This window comes from Ferdinandcohnia sp. GQ5 (genome assembly GCF_059759275.1).
This window is the reverse complement of sequence record NZ_JCAXEW010000006.1, coordinates 87966-108755: the sequence shown is the minus strand read 5'-3', so window position 1 is coordinate 108755 and position 20790 is coordinate 87966. Positions and strand designations below refer to the sequence as shown.

The window sequence follows — 20790 nt, the reverse complement described above, 5'->3', positions numbered from 1 at the left end:
AAGCTTTAACTTTATTCAGTCGGACTTTTTAGATCTAACTGAATAATATCTCACATTTTCCATTTTTATACGTTATAACTTTTGACGAATAAAGTTAAAATTCTTTACCAACCAATGAAGTACCTATTCGAATGAAGGTAGCCCCTTCTTCAATTGCAATTTCAAAATCGTTCGACATACCCATCGATAATTCAGTACATGGGGCATGATGCAAACCAAGAGCTTGTACATCATCTCTTAGTTTTCGAAGTCTATGAAAGCATGAGCGAATAACATCTTGATCATCAGTAAATGGAGCCATTGTCATTAATCCGACTACCTCGACAGAGGGATACTTTTCAAGTTCCTTTAGAAATGACTCAAGATTTTCCGGTGACATTCCGTGTTTCGACTCTTCTCCAGATACGTTGATTTGTACGAAACATTTTATTTTACTGCTAGCCCGCTTTTGAATTTCTTCTGCTAACGATAATCGATCGAGTGAATGAATATAGTCCACCTTTTCAATCATGTTTTTAACTTTTCTTGTTTGAAGAGAACCAATAAAATGCCATGTTGGTTCATTCCCAATTTCTACTCTCTTCTTAATCAAACCCTCGTCACGATTTTCTCCAATATGCGTAATTCCTGCTGCAATTGCTTCCTTAGCTGTTTCAACACTTACATATTTCGTTACAGCAATAATTGAAACAGAATCGGCTGGCCGATTTGACCGCTTGCATGCTTGTTCAATCTTTTCTTGTAAGTTGCATAGATTTTCTTTTACACTCATTTAAAAATTAATCCTCCTTAAAGCCAATAAAACTCATCATTCTTCCTGTTTTCCCGGCATCCCTTCGATGCGAAAAGAAATTCTGATTCTCACAGGACGTGCAATACGAGGAAACTTGAATATTTTCAGGAGGAATTCCTGCACTCACCATCAGCTGATAGTTCAGTTCTTTTAAATCTAACCGATATTGGTTGTCATTCACTATTTCGTATGGTTTTGAATCTATTTTGTCCATTTTTTTCACGAAATTTATAACGTAATCATCCACAATATAGCAGCATTTGCCTATTGCAGGTCCAATTATTGCCTGGATATTATCTGGTTTAACACCTTCATTACCCCAAACACGAATCATTTCTCCAGCAATATCCTGAACAGTTCCCTTCCATCCTGCATGAGCAATTCCAATGATTGGATTAGATGGTGCAAAAAAATAAAGTGGAACACAGTCTGCATAGCAGAGGGTTAACAGAATATTTTTCTCTGTCGTGTATAACCCATCTGTATCCTTAATGCTACCTTCGTATGTAAAAACACCTGAACCAAGATCTTTTTTACTGACCTTAGTGATGTTATTTTTATGTGTTTGCTCGGAGCATACCCAGTTTTCAAGTGGAAAGCGGAGAATATCTGCAAGCTGTTTTCGGTTTGAAATAACCAAGTTGTCCTCATCTTTTACGTGTAAACCAAGATTAAAGGATTTAAAATCACCTTCACTATTTCCACCATTTTTAGTCGTAAAACCAGCAACCAGTTCATCTGAAATATGGCTCCAACTGGAAAGTTTTAAAACTTGTTCTGCCTTTTGAGTAAATGGTTCAAGCTTCATAAAAACATCCTTTTATTCACATTTATCAACACATCTGACCTAGATATGATGACAATATTTTGTATTCAGATAATGACTCCTTCTTCTGCCTATTTTATCACATCTTAGCAAAAGAAAGGAGAATATGTTAGGAAAAATGTCAAAATTTAGCGCGATTACTCAATTGTATTCTGAGTTCGCACTAAAATCACATCCTTACCGACTTTGATAATGTTTCTCCATGGAATCACAATCTCTTCCTCACGACCAAATATGCCTAATACTTTTCCATAGCCACCTATAATAATGGACTCTATTTTTCCTGTTGTTAAGTTAATGTCGATATCGCCAATATTACCAAGTCTTTTTCCATCAACAACACTTACAACATCCTTCGCCTGAAAATCAGAAATTTTCACCATTTCCCTCCGCCTCCTTATAGTAAACTATATGACTGGATTACTGCCTTTTATGAGACAAAATTAGACGAAGTGAAAGGCTTTAATTTCACACGATAAAAAGGCGATAAAAAAGACATTCGATTTCACCGAATGTCTGATATTTCACACTATACATGCTATAACTTGTCCATTTACTGGACGAATCCATCATTAATTTTGGATGTTCTTATTCATTTGTTTAATAGCTGCTTTTTCAAGACGTGAAACTTGAGCTTGAGAGATTCCGATTTCTTCAGCAACTTCCATTTGTGTTTTCCCTTGAAAAAATCGTTTTCGAAGGATTAGTTTTTCACGATCATTTAGTCGTCTCATTCCTTCTTTTAAGGCAATCTCTTCAATCCAATTTGAATCACGGTTTCGTTCATCACTTAATTGATCCATCACAAAAATTGGATCCCCACCATCATTATAAATCGGTTCGAATAATGATACAGGGTCTTGAATCGCATCAAGTGCAAAAACAATTTCTTCATGTGGCACTTCAAGAACCTTTGAAATTTCTTCTGCTGTAGGTTCCCTTGATGTTTCACTCATCAAACGCTCTCTTACTTGCAAAGCCTTATAGGCAATGTCCCGCAATGAGCGCGACACCCTGATAGGATTGTTGTCTCGTAAATAGCGCCGAATTTCGCCGATAATCATCGGGACTGCATAGGTGGAGAACTTTACGTTTTGACCAAGATCAAAGTTGTCGATTGATTTCATCAGACCGATACATCCGACCTGAAATAAATCATCCACAAATTCTCCTCTGTTGTTGAACCGTTGAATTACACTGAGAACAAGTCGTAAATTCCCATTTACGAGCTTATCGCGGGCTGACAAATCGCCACTTTGCATTTGTCGGAATAATTGCCGCATCTCTTCATTCTTTAGTACTGGAAGTTTTGAAGTATCAACACCACAAATTTCTACTTTATTTCGAGTCAATTCTTTCCCTCCTAACAGGAGTTGCTGTACAAAGTTAAGTATCTCCGTTAGAGGGAAAAATATGCATTTCGAATTCACAACTATTTCCATACCTTGTTTATAAAAACAGTAAAATCAATAGCTATAAAGGAAAAATAATTTTTATTTACACCATTTTGTTAAATTCTTTTCGAAGTCGTTTAATGATTCGCTTTTCTAGTCTTGAAATATACGATTGCGATATCCCAAGCATATCGGCAACATCTTTTTGCGTCTTTTCTTCTCCACCAATTAATCCAAATCTTAATTCCATGATTTGTTTTTCACGATCATTTAACTGATGAAGAGCCTTCACTAATAATTTTCTGTCGACATTCGCTTCCAAATCCTTTGTAATGATGTCTTCGTCTGTTCCTAGAACATCTGATAATAATAGTTCATTACCATCCCAATCAATATTTAATGGTTCATCAAAGGAAACCTCGGACCTTATTTTATTATTTCGTCGTAAATACATTAATATCTCATTTTCAATACATCTAGATGCATAGGTTGCAAGTTTGATTTTCTTTTCAGGATTAAAGGTATTGACAGCCTTGATTAACCCAATTGTTCCAATACTAATTAAATCTTCGATATTTATTCCTGTGTTCTCAAACTTACGTGCGATATATACTACTAGTCTTAGGTTTCTTTCAATAAGAATCGACCTTGCGGCTTGGTCGCCACTAGGCAACTTATTTAAAAGAACCTCTTCTTCATCCTTTGATAACGGTGGAGGTAAAGCCTCGCTACCACCAATATAATAAATTTCATCTGTCTTCAAACCTAATTTTATTAAAAGTTTATACCACCAATATGTAAGTTTTAATTTTAATTTAGCCACAGATAAGTTCTCCCTTCTAATTTGTAAAAAGCGTGAGTATGATATTTATTAGAATAAATTTGTTTATTTTTCCTTAGGTTCTGTTAAACAATAGTGTTGATTTCCGCTGCAGGTACTCGCTTTCCGCGGGCGGTCCGGAAGCCTCCTCGTCGCTAAGCTCCTACGGGGTCTCCCTTGGACACGCTTTTCCAGCAGGAGTCTCGTACCTTCCACTCCAATCAACAAAGTAAAAAGAACAACATCGACCTTTAACACAGCCTTACTTATTATGAAGCTGTCTGAATGGAGCTTGAAACAAGCATTTTCGGATGTACGATACAATCATACTCCCCATCAGTTGATAAGGTAGTATGGTTGAATGCCACCAATCCTTTTTTTACGATATTTTCTTCATTTTGATGATAGATTGTTATTCGGTCAGGTTTAACTGCCAATAAGAATTGATGTTCTTGGCCAACCCCACGATATGGAATAAGTCTTACACGACTTTCCCATTTATGAGATTCTGTTGCAGAATCATTGGTTAAGAGCTCAATATTTTTGGATTGTTCCATCAGTGCTTTTGGAAATTGACCCTCATATTTTGTTGTGTCTAAGATCATAACTGGGCTCTTTGTAATTGGGTCGAACAATTGATTTCCACTGTCGACTAAACCTTGTAAATGCAAGATGACATCATCTATTTCAAGTTTCACAGCAACAATCTGATCATAGAAAACTTTCTTCGTTTCAATGTCTTCCATTCTATTTTTTGAAAAGTACCATAAGAGTGGAAAACCGATTAGCACAAACCCCCAACTAATTGGGTTTCCGTAGCTGGTAGACTGAGTCATGATTGTTCCATCAAAAACCTGAACATCAAATTCTAAAAAATAATGAACCCCTATCATCCCACCTCCAATCATGAAAGTAGCAAAATAAAAGGTTAATAATCCTTGTAAAAAATAGCGAAATCGTTTATATCCGAAAGCAACTCCTACAATTACGATTGAAAAGAGAAGTTTTGTAACAGGATGAGACCCAATTTCTGCAAAAGGAGAAACCACTAAGAGCACTAGCAAAGATCCAATAAATGAACCTACTAAGATTCTCCATTTTACAATCTTTCTCTTTAGGATCATTGCAGTTAAAAGTAATAATAAGGCGTCAAAGAAAAAGTTTAACAGCCAGATTACATCTAAATAAATAGACACCCCATTTCTCCTTTCACCAAAAGTTACTTTACCTTCGAAACATGTATTTGCAATTGGTAAACTAGTTAGCTTAAAAAATAGTATATAGTACATCTTATATGGAAGTCTGTCACTTCATGCCGATAATAAAAGAGAAATTTTGGAAGATTAGTTCTTATTTTGTCAGTTAAGTTAGAATGAAGAGGAATATAAAGAAATAGGTGAAAAAATAGAAAAAAGGCATTCGACAACTAAATTGTCGAATGCCTTTTTAAATATTTATGAAGTCCTTTTTATTGTCTGGTTCTATGTCAAAGCCCATCGCTTCTGAAGGCTGCAAAAAGTGCCTTCTGTCAGCACTGTTCTTATACTTGTTGCCGATAGGTATGCGCCTTGGGGCTTTTCTTTTTATCCTCTTCTATTACGGTTACGTAGGAATGTTGGTACATCAATTTCTTCTTCTACATGAACTGCACTACGTGTATTTATTTCCTGAACCGGCTCCTCACGTCTAATCTCTCTTCTTGGCGAAACCTGAACCTGTGGTTGAGGTTGTGCTTGTGCTTGTGGTTTAGTACTAAGTGAAGGACGAACTGGACGTGTTGGATTTACTTCAGCTTCTGTAAAACCAGTAGCAATAACAGTCACGACGATTTCTTCTTTTAGATTTTCATTAATTACAGATCCAAAAATCATGTTAACTTCCTGATCTGAAGCTGATGCAACAATATCTGCGGCCTCTTGTACCTCATAAAGACTTAGGTTTGTACCACCTGTAATATTCATAAGGACACCTTGTGCACCATCAATTGATGTTTCAAGCAATGGACTTGATATAGCCTTCTTTGCAGCTTCAGCAGCGCGGTTTTCACCTGTTGCTACACCAATCCCCATAAGAGCAGAACCTCTATTAGACATAATTGTTTTTACGTCAGCAAAGTCAAGGTTGATTAACCCTGGTACAGCGATTAAGTCAGAAATACCCTGTACCCCCTGACGCAACACATTGTCTGCTTCACGGAATGCTTCAAGCATTGGCGTATTTTTATCAACAATTTCTAGGAGACGGTCGTTCGGAATGACAATCAGCGTGTCAACTGATTCTTTCATTGCACCAATACCGCCGGCAGCTTGCGTTTGACGCTTTCTACCTTCAAAAGTGAATGGTCTAGTTACTACACCTACTGTTAGAGCACCTAAATCTTTTGAAATTTGGGCAATTACAGGTGCAGCTCCTGTACCTGTTCCACCACCCATACCTGCAGTAACAAATACCATATCGGCTCCTTTGAGAGCTTCTTCGATTTGTTCTCTGCTCTCTTCCGCAGCTTTCTTTCCTACTTCCGGATTGGCTCCGGCACCTAAACCGCGAGTTAATTTCCCACCGATTTGCATTTTTATTTCAGCTTTTGAAAGATTTAAGGCTTGGGCATCTGTATTAACTGCGATAAACTCGACGCCTTGAACACCATGTTCAATCATTCGGTTAACCGCGTTATTTCCACCGCCACCTACACCGATTACTTTTATAGTAGCTAATTGATCAACGTTTGTATCAAACTCTAACATTATAAGATCCTCCTAATTTGCAAATATACTTCTCTTTTAAACTGACTATTCAAAGAAGAGACCGAAAAACCTTTTAACTTTTTTCCCGATATTCTGCTCTTCTTTTGAGTTTTTAGGGTGACTTTTCGCTTGAGGCTGTCTAGCAGGTCTTTTCTCAGGATTTTCCACCTGGACAGTGGTGCTTATTTTTCTTCCTTGGATTCTTGCTTGCTCATATGCGAACTGTAACAGCCCTACACCTGTTGCGTATTGAGGTTCTCTAACACCAATATAGTCTGGCTTTGCAATTCTAACATTGTTTCGTAACACAATTTGAGATAACTCTAATACTCCAGGCATATTTGCTACACCACCTGTAAGAACGAAGCCACCAGGAAGATCTCCTACACCCATTTTCTTAATTTCTTTTTGTGCTAATTGTAAAATTTCTTCTAATCTAGCTTCGATAATTTCAGAAATTTGTAATTGGGTAAATCTTTCATGTTGATCACTGCCAATAATTGGAACATCAAATACTTCTTCATCAGAAGCATCGTCGTAAAAGGCATGTCCATGTTTAATTTTGATTTTCTCAGCATCTTCAGTAGATGTTCGTAAGCCAATTGCTAAATCCTTCGTAATATGGTCCCCACCAACAGGTAGAACACTTGTTGTTTTTAAATGACCATTTTTGAAGAGTGCAATAGTTGTAGAACCTCCTCCAATATCCACGAGAGCAACCCCTAAGTTTTTCTCATCATCAGATAAGGAAATTGAACCTGATGCTAGAGGTTGTAAGGAAATTGCGGTAATATCAAGTCCTGCTTTTTCTACACAACGCAGCAGGTTATGTAAAATCGTACGTGAAGTTGTAATAATAGTTCCCTCTACTTCAAGCCTAACACCTAACATACCACGTGGATCACTAATTTCATCATATCCATCTACAATAAATTGTTTTGGAATCATATCGATAATTTCTCTTTCTGGTGGTAGAGAAATAAATTGTGCGGCATCGATTACACGTAGGACATCTTCATTGCTTATTTCGCGATTTTGACGAGATTCTGTAGAAACTGCCACTACTCCATGTGCATCCTGTAACTGAACATTGATAGCAGGGACGGATACAACTACTTGATTAATAGAAATGCCTACCATTCTTTCTGCTTGCTCAACTGCCTTCTTAATAGAATGAACGGTTTCATCTATGTCTACAATTGAACCTTTTTTCAAACCTTCTGATTTAACATTACCCACACCTATTATGTTAAGAGAATCATCAACCATCTCACCGATGATAACCTTAACATTGGATGTACCGATGTCAAGACTAACACATATTTCATTGCTGTTCATTCTGTGGCACCTCCTTTTTTACATAACACATTTCTTATAACATTTTTCGAACAACAATTGACATTTTTCATAATAATTTTTGTATATGAAAAATATTCAACAACCATAGGGGTTTTCCCTTTATAAAAATCAATTTTTTTCTATTTTATCACGAGAAAGGCTCCATTTGGATAAAATTATTCGTCGGATCACCGCAATATTTTGGAATAGCCTTACTCCAAATGCGAAAACGGCTACCAAGTACAAGTCTACACCAAGATGCACACCTAGAAAAGCTAAACTTGCTGCCAATAAGATATTAAAAAAGAAACCAGAAACAAATACGGACTGATCATAAATATTTTGTAGATGGGCACGAATCCCACCAAACAAAGTATCAAGAGCTGCTAAAACGGCAATCGATAAATAATTCGAATACTCTGCTGGAATTTTGAACTCCGATAACAGTCCGAGGATGATTCCGACTATTAGACCGAAAATTGGAAGCCACATGACTATGTTCCACCTTTATCACTTTTAATCTGGTTCCATATTAGGTTGCATTTCTGTAATCCTAATTGGGTCATCAAATGCAGGAATTGTTACAACTTTACTGGGCTTTGATATTTTTAATCGCAGGTTATCAATAAAGAATTGACGCTCTGCTTCTGATGCTTTTAGCTTGTTATAAAGTCTTTCAGCATCGTCTGCTATAACTTTTATTTCAATTGGTAATGGATTTAGAGAATACGAATCAATTTTCGGTCTTCCTTGAATTTCTCGTATGACCGTTGTCGTAATAACACGGTGGCCGTCAATTGAAATCGCCTTTGCCTGATAAGAATTCAATTCATTCACTAGCCATCTCAACAAACTCGGAGAAATAGTTGTTGCTTGTCTTCCTGCTTCATTGAACGATTGCTCAACTGTAATCGTAAGCCCAGGACCTGATACTTGAGTAAGTCCCGCCTGTTTCTTTAATTCATCAAGCGTATCTTTAAGAATAAGCATTTTACTGTCATCTCGTTGATTCTTGTATTGTTCCAACTTTGCTTCATATGTATAAATTTTTGTTAATAATTCTGTATATAATTCTTGTGATTGCTTTAAATCCTCACGCAATTGCCATAAATCACGTGTATCTCGCACTTCAGGTTCTTTAATGGTTTGGAATTGGACAGCAACCATAAAACCAATTATACACGTAATCACAGTGAAGCTAATTCCTGTTTTTTTGTCCAAGAAAACCACCTAGCCTTCTTTATCAAACATCCGGTTTATTCATTCGCTTTAAGTAATGGGTCCATTTGAATTTGTGTTTTGTTCTCAATTTTCACGACTATATTATCTTGAATCAATTGGTCTGTAATTCCACCATTCATATTTAGAGCCGGTATGAGGACATCGGGATCACCAATTGCTGTGATCACAAATGGTGCCGGATATGGTTTGCCATCAACCACTACAACTGGTCCATTACAATATAAATACGAATCATGACTAAGTCGTTTTCCATTTACAGAAACCGCTTGGGCACCAGATACATAAAGTTCGTTAATTACCTTAAATAAATGACTCTCATGCACTAGGTAATTATTAACATCTTGTCCTGATGGAACGTAAGAGGAATCTTCAAGTGTAACTGAAACTCCTGGGCCTTTTACACCAATTTCACCAACGACCATCCGATATTTTTCTACTTCTTCAACAAGATTATAGTAAATTTGTTCCTGTTCCTCTTTGGCAAGATCTTCTTCGATTGCTTGGATTTGATTTTGTTTCTCAATGAGCTTCAGTTGAAGCTCATTATTTTTTTCATTTTGTTCATTCAATTCCGTTCGTATTTTTGTCTCTTCATTCCATTGTTGTTCAGTGACATGACTTGATTCCATTTGTTCTTTTGTAAATTGGTACGAGAATGAAATCATAAAGCCAAGGACTAAGCAAACAAATGAAAGAACCACATGCTTACCCTTCACTTTCATCTGTTACCATCTCTCCTTCTTCACTGGTGCTCTCTTGTTCGTATGGAATAAACGTTGGTACTACATCTAGTTCAATATATCCATTTAGTGATGGATCCAATTCACTGACAATTGTAGGATATGCTGTAATATTCTTCGCGAAATTTCGTACAGTAGCTTTTACTTCATACCCATCAATCATGTAAAGGGTCATCTGAAGAGGATCATATTCTGTAGGAGTATGGTGAATTTCAGAAATAAGCTTTGAAATTGAGGGTTGGATTTTATTCAGTTCCTTTGTAAGCAACTTTAATGCTTCATCATCCCAGTCAATTAAAATTGGCGCGTCCACTGGGATCGCTTTTGAACCAAATTTTTGGGCATTCTCAATAATCTTCCCATTTTCAAGGATTGGGTAAAAAGTATTATGACCACTTATATATCCTACCCTTTTTAGCTCATTGACATTTATCTTTATATTATTGGGAAATTGCTTTTGAATCGTAACGTCCTTAATTTCAGGGTGTTTTTTAATATTTTGTTTAACTTCATCCTGATTAACCTTCCAAAAGCTTGTCCCAACATTCAATTTGCTTAGCTTTGAAATTTGTTCGGATGTAATATTTTGGTTGCCTGTAATAGTGATCTCACCGATTTTACTTAAAGGAGATTGGAAATAAAGAATTCCGGAAAGCAATAAAAAGAAAAAGGTTATGTACATAATCAAACGACGATTAGCTTTTTGTTTTCTTCTTTGCTTAAGCTTTGGAATTCGGTCTTCTATTGTAACAACCTTTTGCTTTGCCAAATACATTCACCCCGCGAATCGAAAATCTCCTGTAATCATCTTAATATAACAACATGTCCATTTTATATAGGCGAAAACATGCAGTGTAAAAATCCTTTGAACGAAAGAATAAACGGCATGTATACATGCCGTTTAGAAACTTATACAGTAACACATACATGTTATTGTATTATATCATATTTTCCTAAGAAATGGGTGTAGAATCTGTCTAGATTCGACCAATTATTTCAACTTCTGTTTCCATCCGCACACCGTGTAAAGTATAGATTTTCTCCTTTACGAATTGAATGAGATCAAGAACATCCTGCGCTTTTGCATTTCCGGCATTCACAATAAAATTACCATGCATTTCGGATATTTTTGCTCCGCCAATGGTGTAGCCTTTCAAACCTGATTTTTCTACTAATTGTCCTGCATAATGCGGAAGTGGATTTCGGAAAATACTTCCAGCACAAGGGAGATCCCATGGTTGTGTATTCCTTCGATAGTCTTTATTTTTTTTCATGACTGCCGAAATATCCGCTTTATCCCCTTCAGTTAATTGAAACGTTGCCTCTACTACAATTCCAGGTCGTTTCTTTTGAAGGATCGAGGTACGGTAGGAATATTCCATATCCTCATTTGAAAGCCATTCCAGACTACCGTCATCGAATAAAATATGTGCCTTAGTTAATATTTTGGAGATATCAGACCCATGTGCCCCAGCGTTCATATAGACTGCACCACCGATGGAACCAGGAATACCACTTGAAAATTCAAGTCCTGACAATCCTTTTTTTGCAATTTGTACAGCAAGACTTACGATTGAGTAACCAGCACCCACTGTTAATGTTGTACCTTGTAAGTCCATATGATTAATACCATTGCCTAGTTTAATAACTGCCCCTTCAATACCTTTATCAGAAACTAGAAGATTTGAACCTCTTCCGATTGCCCGCCATTTAATTCCGTGTTTTTTTATTATTTCAAGGGTCTTTTTTAAGGATTCTATACTATTTGGTTCGATAAATAAATCTGCCGGACCACCAATCTTGATGGTTGTATGCTTAGATAAAGGTTCACTCTCTATAACCTTTCCAACATTCGACTCTTGAAGTTCTTTCACTATATTTTCCATGATTACCTCCTTCATCTGCATCTCGACACAGAACAGACATTACTGTAGTATATGCTCATTGTTGCTTTCATGGTACATTCGCCTAAATTAGATCATTCATTACATTGTAAAGACGACTTGCAGCATCTGGTATCCCAATTTCTGAAGAAGCTTTTTTCATTTCCTCAAGTTTTATGGGGTTTAAAAGAATTGAGTCAATGTCCTTAATTAACTGAGAACCTGTAAGGTCTCTTTCAAGTCTCAAAATGGCTGCCCCCTTATCGCTTAGGGATCTTGCATTTTTCTCTTGATGGTTATTTGTTACATATGGGCTTGGTACTAAAATGCTTGGTAGTCCTAATGCAGTTAGTTCAGCTAAGGTTGTCGCACCTGCTCTAGCTACAACGAGGTTAACACCTGCTAGAACATCTGGCATATTGTGAATAAACGGTTTGATGATTACATTATCTGGATTTCCAACCGCTTTTACCCGATTAAGTACATTTTCATAATGAACCTCACCTGTAACATAGATAAATTGATAATTCTTTTCCTTTACTTCAGATAAAGCACTCAAAAATGCATCGTTAAGCGGCTTGGCACCTCTACTTCCACCAACTAGTAAAACAGATTTTTGGGAACTATTCAGACCAACAGATTCTCTCCCTTTACTTCCATCTTTATCAATTACCTCAGACGCCCTAGGGTTTCCTGTAAGGATTACTTTTTCTTTAGGGAAAAATTGACCTGCTTCTTCAAAGCAGATTGCCACTTTGTCAACATATCGGCTTAAAAATTTATTTGTAAGGCCTGGTATGCTATTTTGTTCATGAATGATTGTTGGTATATGTAATTTTGATGCTGCGTAAACAACAGGTCCACAAACATAACCGCCTGTACCTATTACAACATCTGGTTTAAATTCTTTTATAAACTTCTTACTATCTTGGACACCTTTTAGGAACCGAGTAATAGTTTTAATATTTTCAAAAGAAAGCTTTCGTTTGAACCCAGTGATATGGATTGTTTTAAATGGGATCCCCTCACGTGTTACAATATTGCTTTCCAACCCTTTTTCTGTGCCAATATAGAGAAATTCGGCTGAAGGATTAAGTTTTTTTATCTCTTTAATTAAGGCAAGCGCAGGATAAATATGCCCTCCTGTTCCACCACCACTAACAACTATTTTCAAGGAAACTCCTCCCGTTTTTGGAAGTTTATCGTAAAATTAGATTAACCCTGTTCAAGTAAACAGGGTTAATCTCTTTTCTAAGTATAACATATATTCATATGTTTTGGGTTAATACCTTGAATACCTACTAATATTTAAAAGGACGCCGACTGCCATCAGCATTAAGGTTAACGAAGACCCTCCATAGCTTAAGAAGGGAAGTGTTATTCCCGTTACTGGCATGAGACCAGTTACAACTCCGATATTTATTATTACTTGAATCGCAATCATTCCAATTATTCCGATTCCTAGGAAACTTCCATATAAATCAGGTGCACCTAAAGCAATCCGTACGCCTCTCCAAAGTAGAATACTAAATAATATGATGACAAACGAACCACCGATAAAGCCTAACTCTTCTGCCAGAATGGCAAAAATGAAGTCAGTCTGAGGTTCTGGCAAGTAGAAAAATTTCTGTCGACTTTGCCCCAAGCCTAAACCGAATAAGCCTCCAGGTCCAATTGCATAAAGAGATTGAATGATTTGAAACCCAGTACCTAATGGGTCTTCCCATGGGTCTAAAAAGGATGTAATCCTTTTTATTCGATATGGAGCCGATAAAATTAAGGCAACAAACCCCGCTACTCCAATTAAGCCCAGTCCTACAAAATGGGAGATTCTTGCCCCCGCAACATAGATCATCACAACACATGTTCCAACCATTACTGTTCCCGTTCCTAAATCAGGCTGTAGCATAATCATACCAAAAGCCAGAAAAACAAGCCCCAGTGATGGCATTAAACCTTTTTTAAAGGAAGTAATTTTCTTTTGATTCTCAGATAGAAATTTTGCCAAAAACGCAATCATTGCTAATTTCATAAATTCTGATGGTTGAATTGAAAATGCTCCAACGCCAATCCAACTTTGAGAACCATTGCGCTCCATTCCAATTCCAGGGATTAGTACAGCAACCAATAAAACAAAACAAATTATGATTAGCACTTTTGCCCAGGTTCTCCAAGTCCAATAGTCTACATTCATGATGAAAAACATCGCAATGACACCAACACTTGCAAATAATAATTGTCTTTTAGCAAAGAAAAACGAATCATCGAATTTATATGTAGCCCATATTGCACTGGCACTGTACACCATAATTAATCCAACTGCTAAAAGTGTAAGTGTTGTAATAATTAAAATGATATCCGGGGTCGTTCTCTGGGTCACAATCAAAACACCTCTACATTCTAGATTCAGAGCAAGGAAAAAGCGCAAGCGCCTTGATTAGCCCCGACAAGCATAAGACGAATCACGCAGGAAATCCTGATTTCTGGAGTGATTTGGCTTATAACCTCGAGGGGCTAGGCGCTGGAGCTAGATTAATCTAGATTGTCCAAGCCCTTACTAAAGCTTATGCACGGCGTTTATAAAAATGTCTCCTCTTTCTTCAAATGTTTTATGTTGATCCCAGCTAGCACATGCAGGTGATAATAAGATGACATCACCCTCATTTGAAAGATCATAAGCTACTTTTACCGCTGCTTCAACATTATCGACAGTTTTTACGATTTCTATTCCAGCAAGTTGGCCAGCTCTTTCAAGCTTTTTAGCTGTTTGACCAAATAGAACCAACGCTTTCACACGTGTTAGTTCATCTACAAGTTCATCAAATTCATTTCCACGGTCTAGTCCACCTGCCAACAAAATTACTGGCTGCTCAAAGGCAGAAATCGCCTTCTTTGTAGCAAGAATATTTGTCGCTTTTGAATCATTATAAAATTTGCGATTTTCAACAGTAGTTACATACTGGAGGCGGTGTTTAACACCTGTAAAGCTTGTTAAAACCTCGTTAATGGCACGATTAGGTGTTGATACGAGCTTAGCAACCGCAACTGCAGCCAAGATATTTTCGAGATTATGAACACCTGGTAAAACAATATCTTTAATTTCAATGATTTTCTCATCATTAAAATAAATCGCCTGATCTTTTATATACGCGCCTTCTTGTAATATTTTCGTGGTTGAAAATTGAACTCTCTTACTTCTAACATTTTCGGCTGCAAACATGACATCTTTGTCATCTATATTGATGACACAATAATCAGCTTCTGTTTGATTTTCAAAAATTCTCGCCTTTGCTTTGATGTACTCTTCCTTTGTTCCATGGTAATCAAGATGGGCATCAAAAATATTTAACAGCACTGCAATTCTAGGAGCAAAATCTGCAATTCCCATTAATTGAAAAGATGAAAGCTCAGTCACTATAATATTTTCTTTTGTTGCCCCTTGTGCAACCTCGCAAGAAACAGTTCCAATATTTCCTGCAATTAATGGAGATTTTTCTCCTTTTTCGAGCATTTCATAAATCAATGTGGTGGTCGTTGTTTTCCCATTAGATCCCGTAATCCCGATAAAATCTGCTGGGGTAATATGGTATGCTAACTCCACTTCCGTTAAAATAGGGATTCCTCTCTTGATTGCCTTATCAATAATAGGATTACTATATGGAATACCAGGATTTTTGATAATAAAGTCAAAATGATCATCCAAAATGGCAATTGGATGACCTCCACACACTACTTTTATTCCCATTTTTTCTAGTTCCTGAGCAGCCTCATTTTCTTCATACGGCTTTTGGTCATTAACCGTTAGAACAGCCCCAACCTCATGAAGAACTTTTGCTGCAGCAAAGCCGCTTTTGGCAAGTCCAAGTATTAAAATATGTTTATTAGTAAACTTCTCTGATTTTTTCAATTAAATCCACACCTCAATATAGATTCCAAGAATGGCACACAATAATCCGACAGTCCAAAATGTTACTACAACTCGCCATTCTGACCATCCTACTAATTCATAATGGTGATGCAAAGGACTCATTCTAAAAACACGTCTTCCCGTTGTTTTAAATGAAATGACTTGAATAATAACAGACAATGTCTCTATTACAAATACGCCACCAATTAATATCAATAATATTTCAAGCTTTAGCATGATAGCAACTGTTGCAATTGCTCCACCAAGTGCAAGTGAACCTGTATCTCCCATGAATACCTTAGCAGGGTTGGCATTAAATACGAGGAATCCAAGAACTGCACCGACTACAGCTACACAGAAAATTGCAACATCATATTGTGCCTGATTCCAAGCTAAAACCGCAAATGCTCCAAAAGCAATTGCCGCTGTACCAGATACCAATCCATCCAAACCATCTGTTAAGTTGACTGCATTGGAGAACCCTACTAACCATACAATTAACAGCAGTACATAAAGAAGTTTCAAATCAAATTCAAAATCTGTACCCGGTATTGAGATCGCAGTTGAAAAATTATTTTGTTTGAAAATAAAATAAAAAATGATAGCAATAAGGATTTGACCAAACAGTTTCTGTCTTGAAGTCAAACCGAGATTCCTTTTTAATACCACTTTGATAAAGTCGTCTAAAAAGCCCAGTACCCCATATCCTAGTGTTACAAACAAAAGCAAATATGTAGTAACAGAAAGTTCACCTAATCGATTTGACACTAATAGTGTAGTAAGTAAGATGGAAACCATAATAATGATACCACCCATTGTAGGTGTTCCTGATTTTTTTTGATGGGATTTAGGTCCTTCCTCACGTATACTTTGTCCAAATTTTAATCTACGTAAGAAAGGGATAAAAATAGGGGAAAGAATGACACTTATTATAAACCCTATTGCAATTGAGTAAATGACTACTTCTTCTATCATTCTTATCCCCTCCCTTCTTCATTCAATGCAACTTTTTTTGTAAGCTTTGTTATTTCATCCACTATGGGATTGTTTTGTTTCATTTCTTCCGTTACATGTGTAAATAGTCTAAATTTTGTCATTTGATCATACCCATTTTCTTCGATTTTTTTTAGATAGAATTCTAGGATTTGTTTCAGTGCTGGAAATGGTTCTGGTACTACAAATACAGGGAAATGATTGGGAAGAAATCCCGGTAATTTCTCATCCTTGGGCCAAACTGCTGCAACCACACCATTATAAAGCGCACGCTTTAATAATTCATCCCTTTTTTCTTGTTCAATTGAAATATATAGCCCTTTTTTCGTTATAATGTTTGGATCAGTAATTACTTCTTCAAAATAAAAGTCCTGACTCTTTAATCCATATGCTTCCTGAAAAAGAATCCATAAATCCTGATTGGATAACAATTATTTCAACTCCTTAATTGCACGTGCTGCAACAAGGCGGTCATCAAACGAATGAATTTCATTCCCAATAATTTGGTAAGTTTCGTGTCCTTTGCCAGCAATGATTATTATATCATTCTCACCCGCATTTGATATAGCATAAAATATTGCTTTTTCACGATCAGGAATTGTGATATATGTTTCTCCTATTACTCCAACTTCCATCTCCTTTAGGATTTGAACAGGATCTTCTGAGCGAGGATTATCTGATGTGAAAATAGGGATATCCGCAAATTTTGCAGCAATCCTAGCCATAATTGGGCGCTTTGACCGATCACGATCCCCACCACATCCAATAATGACAAAGATTTTCCCTTTTGAAAACTCCTTTACTGTTTTCAAAACATTTTCAAGACTATCAGGTGTATGGGCATAATCCACAATCACAGTAAAATTTTGCCCTTGGTTGACAATTTCAAAACGTCCGGGAACACCTTTTACCTTTTCAACTGCAGAAATAATCGTTGAAATAGGTATTTTCGAAATGATACAAGTAGCTATTGCTGCCAACACATTATAAACACTAAACATGCCAATTAATTTCGTTTTTAATTCGTAAGAACCAAACGGTGTTGTTAGCGTAAACTCTGTTCCTGAGGCGGTCATGTGAATATGTGAAGCCATAATATCAGCTGAATGATGAATTCCATATGAGATGATGGTCGCTGAAGTAGACCTTGTATATACCCGTGAAGCAGGGTCATCATTATTTAATACAGCAAATTTTGGATTATCATTGTCAAATCGATTACCTAATCCAGTAAACAATAGACCTTTTACCCTTCGATACTCATCGATTGTCTGGTGGTAATCCAAATGATCCTGAGTCAAATTAGAAAAAACAGCAATATTAAAATCACATCCATGTACCCTTCCAATATCTAGGGCGTGTGAGGAAACCTCCATGACTGCTGTGTTTATTTTCTCAGAAACCATTTGATTAAAATACTTTTGCAGCATGACTGATTCTGGTGTTGTATTTTTCATTTCAATGGTTTTTTCACCAATTTTGGTATGCATGGTTCCGATTAAACCAATTTTCTGGCCTGCTTCTTTAAAAATCTCCTCAATTATGTGAGTTATTGACGTTTTACCATTTGTCCCAGTAACACCAATTAAATGAAGTTGATGTGTCGGGTGATGGTAAAAAGCGTCAGCCAACACAGCCATTATTCTTCGGGTATTCTTTACCTTGATAACCGGAATGGATACCTGGACATCTTTTTCGGCAATAATCGCAACAGCACCTTGGTCTTCCGCTTGCTTTGCAAATAAATGGCCATCATACGTACTACCTTCTACACAAAAGAATAAACTTCCCTTTCCTACCGCCCTTGAATCCATTTCAAGAGATGTGATAAGTGGGTTGGCGCTACCTTTTTCCGTAAAATCATGCAAGTTAGCTAACAATTCTTGTAATCTCATCATGAATTTTACCATTTCCCCTCGAAAGATTTACTCTGTCGAATCGGCACCAGATTAACATGTTACTCCAGACTTACGATGTTGTCTAGTACCCTATTTACCTATTAGACATTAAACAAAAGGACACCTTACAAAAAATTTTATTCCTCTATATTAAAGGTATTCCTTTTTACAGAAAAAAGAAGCCTAAAGGGGAATCCTTTGGCTACTTAATTCTTATCTTTTGATTCTTTTTTATCCGCGGCTTCCCCGAGATGGATTCGTAATGTTGTTCCTTCTTGAACTCGTTCCCCTGCATTTGGAGCTTGGTCAACGACAACATTTCCTTCTCCACTAATATCCAGTTTTATATTCATTAATTGTTGTTGAAGCTCTTGTTTTGTCAACCCAATCACATCAGGAACTTCAAGATATTTTTTATCAGTCCACAATTTGATCTCTTTTTCAATTTGATTATCACGCTTTTCAATACCTAGCAACGGTAAGCTTTCACGCATAATATTTCCAACGATTGGCGCTGCTACTACTCCACCGAATTGCACAGTTCCTTTTGGGTTATCTACGGCAATGTATACCACTATTTGTGGGTCATCCGCCGGTGCAAATCCAATAAAGGATACGATGTGGTTATTTTGTAAATAACCTCCACCTTTTTTCGATTTTTGGGCAGTACCTGTTTTACCACCTACACGATAACCATCCACATAAGCTCCACCACCAGAACCTTTGGCAACAACATTTTCTAGTGCAAAACGAACCTGTTTGGATGTTTCTTCTGAAATGACACTCCTTACGGCTTCAGGCTCATTTCGTTTAACAACCTTGCCTGTTATAGGGTCCACCCATTCTTTAGCCACATATGGCTTATACAAGGTTCCTCCATTTACAGCTGCGGCTACAGCCGTGACCTGCTGAATCGGTGTTACAGCTACCCCTTGACCGAATGCTGTTGTAGCCAACTCGACAGGACCGACATTTTCAGGTTTAAATAAAATTCCTGTCCCTTCTCCTTGGAGATCAATTCCAGTCTTTTGTCCAAATCCAAAATTCTTTATATACTTAAATAAGGTATCTTTTCCTAATCTAGTGCCTAGTTCTACAAATCCTGGGTTACATGAGTTTTGTACAACCTCTAAGAAGGTTTGATGCCCATGTCCGCCCCTTTTCCAGCACTTTAGGGTTGCTCCCCCTACTTTGGCAAAACCAGGATCCGTAAAATGATCATTCTCTAAGTTGACTTTTCCTTCTTCTAAGGAAGCCGCAAGTGTAATAATCTTAAAAGTTGAACCAGGTTCATACGTACTCCAAACTGGGAGGTTACGGTTATATACTTCTTGTGGGACGTTCCTAAAGTTAGCTGGATCGAAATCAGGTCTAGAAGACATTCCTAATATTTCTCCATTATTTGGATTCATTGCAATCGCAATGATTCCATCTGGGTTGTATTGTGCTTCGGTATTATCAAGTTCCCTTTCAATTACGGTTTGAATTTTCGTATCAATCGTTAGCCTCAAGTCCAAACCGTCCTTCGGAGGTGTATAATCATCTGCGATATCTGGCATTCTTCTACCTTTCGCATCAGAATAAAACTGAACACTTCCTTTTTCACCCTTTAACTCTTCATCATAACTTTTTTCTAGTCCTGTTAACCCCTGGTTATCGATACCAGCAAAGCCTAATACATGGGAAAGGTAGCTACCAAAAGGATAATGACGTTTCGAATCTTCTGCTATGTAAACACCCTTTATCCCAAGAGCACGGACTTCATTTGCTTTTTCATGAGAGATTTTTCTGCCCTCAGGATTGATATATACCTTAGACTCATTTTGAGTAATTTTTTTAAATGCTTTCTCTTTTGACATATTTAATACTGCAGCAAGTTTTTCTGCTGCTTCAGCAGGGTTTTCAATTTGTCTAGGAACAACTAAAACAGTCGGAGCACTTTGATTGGTGGCGAGAACTACATCATTGCGATCGAGAATTTTCCCTCGCTCGGGCTCAAACGGAATGTCACGGCTCCATGAATCTTTTGCGAGAGCAGTTAGCTTTTCTCCTACAAAAAATTGAACATACCCTAATCGAACATCAATAATCAGAAATAATAAAAACCCTATAAATAGTACTATTGACAACCTTCTTCGTACTGTTACGTTCGAAACACGCATATTGTTGTACCTCCTATTAAAACGTAAGCGCCCTAAAAAGTGCAAATCAC

At 37.0% G+C, this 20790-nt stretch carries 20 protein-coding genes; all 20 read right to left on the bottom strand.

Going from position 1 to position 20790, the window contains the following annotated elements:
- Positions 1-94 precede the first annotated feature (94 nt).
- Entirely contained in the window at positions 95-772 is a 678-nt protein-coding gene (locus AC6CHV_RS09230) for a YggS family pyridoxal phosphate-dependent enzyme (protein ID WP_341331956.1), read from the bottom strand.
- A gap of 7 nt (positions 773-779) precedes the next feature.
- Positions 780-1601 (bottom strand): peptidoglycan editing factor PgeF, encoded by an 822-nt coding sequence (pgeF, locus tag AC6CHV_RS09225; RefSeq protein WP_341331957.1) that lies wholly within the window; start codon positions 1599-1601, stop codon positions 780-782.
- Positions 1602-1756: 155 nt separating this feature from the next.
- Positions 1757-2002: a YlmC/YmxH family sporulation protein gene (locus AC6CHV_RS09220; protein ID WP_099352348.1), complete on the bottom strand. Its 246-nt coding sequence runs from the start codon at positions 2000-2002 to the stop codon at positions 1757-1759.
- A 189-nt stretch (positions 2003-2191) separates the two neighbouring features.
- Positions 2192-3061 (bottom strand): RNA polymerase sporulation sigma factor SigG, encoded by an 870-nt coding sequence (gene sigG / locus AC6CHV_RS09215; protein WP_099352347.1) that lies wholly within the window; start codon positions 3059-3061, stop codon positions 2192-2194.
- Between the two features lie 55 nt (positions 3062-3116).
- The gene (gene sigE, locus AC6CHV_RS09210) at positions 3117-3836 is read right to left on the bottom strand and encodes an RNA polymerase sporulation sigma factor SigE (RefSeq protein WP_099352346.1); all 720 of its coding nucleotides are present in this window, start codon (positions 3834-3836) and stop codon (positions 3117-3119) included.
- 266 nt (positions 3837-4102) lie between these two features.
- Complete coding sequence (gene spoIIGA, locus AC6CHV_RS09205) at positions 4103-5029, bottom strand: sigma-E processing peptidase SpoIIGA (RefSeq protein ID WP_341331958.1); 927 nt, start codon at positions 5027-5029, stop codon at positions 4103-4105.
- Between the two features lie 387 nt (positions 5030-5416).
- Complete coding sequence (gene ftsZ / locus AC6CHV_RS09200; protein ID WP_341331959.1) at positions 5417-6577, bottom strand: cell division protein FtsZ; 1161 nt, start codon at positions 6575-6577, stop codon at positions 5417-5419.
- Positions 6578-6622: 45 nt separating this feature from the next.
- A complete protein-coding gene (ftsA, locus tag AC6CHV_RS09195; RefSeq protein WP_341331960.1) occupies positions 6623-7915 on the bottom strand; it encodes a cell division protein FtsA in 1293 nt (430 codons plus the stop codon).
- Between the two features lie 129 nt (positions 7916-8044).
- Positions 8045-8407, bottom strand: a complete 363-nt coding sequence (locus AC6CHV_RS09190) for a small basic family protein (protein ID WP_010282644.1) — start codon at positions 8405-8407, stop codon at positions 8045-8047.
- Positions 8408-8431: 24 nt separating this feature from the next.
- Positions 8432-9136, bottom strand: coding sequence for a DUF881 domain-containing protein (locus tag AC6CHV_RS09185; RefSeq protein ID WP_498078761.1), 705 nt, complete (start codon positions 9134-9136; stop codon positions 8432-8434).
- 35 nt (positions 9137-9171) lie between these two features.
- A complete protein-coding gene (locus AC6CHV_RS09180; protein ID WP_121449127.1) occupies positions 9172-9873 on the bottom strand; it encodes a DUF881 domain-containing protein in 702 nt (233 codons plus the stop codon).
- Complete coding sequence (locus AC6CHV_RS09175; protein WP_341331962.1) at positions 9863-10672, bottom strand: cell division protein FtsQ/DivIB; 810 nt, start codon at positions 10670-10672, stop codon at positions 9863-9865. The genes AC6CHV_RS09180 and AC6CHV_RS09175 overlap by 11 nt, the downstream gene beginning before the upstream one ends.
- Before the next feature lie 202 nt (positions 10673-10874).
- A complete protein-coding gene (murB, locus tag AC6CHV_RS09170) occupies positions 10875-11783 on the bottom strand; it encodes a UDP-N-acetylmuramate dehydrogenase (protein WP_341331963.1) in 909 nt (302 codons plus the stop codon).
- Positions 11784-11865: 82 nt separating this feature from the next.
- Complete coding sequence (gene murG / locus AC6CHV_RS09165; protein WP_341331964.1) at positions 11866-12954, bottom strand: undecaprenyldiphospho-muramoylpentapeptide beta-N-acetylglucosaminyltransferase; 1089 nt, start codon at positions 12952-12954, stop codon at positions 11866-11868.
- Positions 12955-13062: 108 nt separating this feature from the next.
- Positions 13063-14163, bottom strand: a complete 1101-nt coding sequence (gene spoVE, locus AC6CHV_RS09160; RefSeq protein ID WP_304215876.1) for a stage V sporulation protein E — start codon at positions 14161-14163, stop codon at positions 13063-13065.
- Between the two features lie 174 nt (positions 14164-14337).
- On the bottom strand, positions 14338-15687 hold the full coding sequence (gene murD / locus AC6CHV_RS09155; RefSeq protein WP_341331965.1) for a UDP-N-acetylmuramoyl-L-alanine--D-glutamate ligase: 1350 nt from the start codon (positions 15685-15687) through the stop codon (positions 14338-14340).
- Positions 15688-16662 (bottom strand): phospho-N-acetylmuramoyl-pentapeptide-transferase, encoded by a 975-nt coding sequence (mraY, locus tag AC6CHV_RS09150; RefSeq protein ID WP_341331966.1) that lies wholly within the window; start codon positions 16660-16662, stop codon positions 15688-15690.
- Positions 16663-16664: 2 nt separating this feature from the next.
- A complete protein-coding gene (locus AC6CHV_RS09145) occupies positions 16665-17111 on the bottom strand; it encodes a hypothetical protein (protein WP_341331967.1) in 447 nt (148 codons plus the stop codon).
- A complete protein-coding gene (locus AC6CHV_RS09140; RefSeq protein WP_341333548.1) occupies positions 17112-18575 on the bottom strand; it encodes a UDP-N-acetylmuramoyl-L-alanyl-D-glutamate--2,6-diaminopimelate ligase in 1464 nt (487 codons plus the stop codon).
- A 209-nt stretch (positions 18576-18784) separates the two neighbouring features.
- Positions 18785-20740, bottom strand: coding sequence for a stage V sporulation protein D (locus AC6CHV_RS09135; protein ID WP_341331968.1), 1956 nt, complete (start codon positions 20738-20740; stop codon positions 18785-18787).
- Positions 20741-20790: the final 50 nt, after the last annotated feature.

Excerpts from the sequence above, each read along its gene's own strand:
- AC6CHV_RS09230 (WP_341331956.1), bottom strand. The coding sequence starts at position 772 with ATGAGTGTAAAAGAAAATCTATGCAACTTACAAGAAAAGATTGAACAA.
- pgeF (WP_341331957.1), bottom strand. The coding sequence starts at position 1,601 with ATGAAGCTTGAACCATTTACTCAAAAGGCAGAACAAGTTTTAAAACTT.
- AC6CHV_RS09220 (WP_099352348.1), bottom strand. The coding sequence starts at position 2,002 with ATGGTGAAAATTTCTGATTTTCAGGCGAAGGATGTTGTAAGTGTTGTT.
- sigG (WP_099352347.1), bottom strand. The coding sequence starts at position 3,061 with ATGGAAATAGTTGTGAATTCGAAATGCATATTTTTCCCTCTAACGGAG.
- ftsZ (WP_341331959.1), bottom strand. The coding sequence starts at position 6,577 with ATGTTAGAGTTTGATACAAACGTTGATCAATTAGCTACTATAAAAGTA.
- ftsA (WP_341331960.1), bottom strand. The coding sequence starts at position 7,915 with ATGAACAGCAATGAAATATGTGTTAGTCTTGACATCGGTACATCCAAT.
- AC6CHV_RS09190 (WP_010282644.1), bottom strand. The coding sequence starts at position 8,407 with ATGTGGCTTCCAATTTTCGGTCTAATAGTCGGAATCATCCTCGGACTG.
- AC6CHV_RS09175 (WP_341331962.1), bottom strand. The coding sequence starts at position 10,672 with ATGTATTTGGCAAAGCAAAAGGTTGTTACAATAGAAGACCGAATTCCA.
- murB (WP_341331963.1), bottom strand. The coding sequence starts at position 11,783 with ATGGAAAATATAGTGAAAGAACTTCAAGAGTCGAATGTTGGAAAGGTT.
- mraY (WP_341331966.1), bottom strand. The coding sequence starts at position 16,662 with ATGATAGAAGAAGTAGTCATTTACTCAATTGCAATAGGGTTTATAATA.
- AC6CHV_RS09140 (WP_341333548.1), bottom strand. The coding sequence starts at position 18,575 with ATGAGATTACAAGAATTGTTAGCTAACTTGCATGATTTTACGGAAAAA.
- AC6CHV_RS09135 (WP_341331968.1), bottom strand. The coding sequence starts at position 20,740 with ATGCGTGTTTCGAACGTAACAGTACGAAGAAGGTTGTCAATAGTACTA.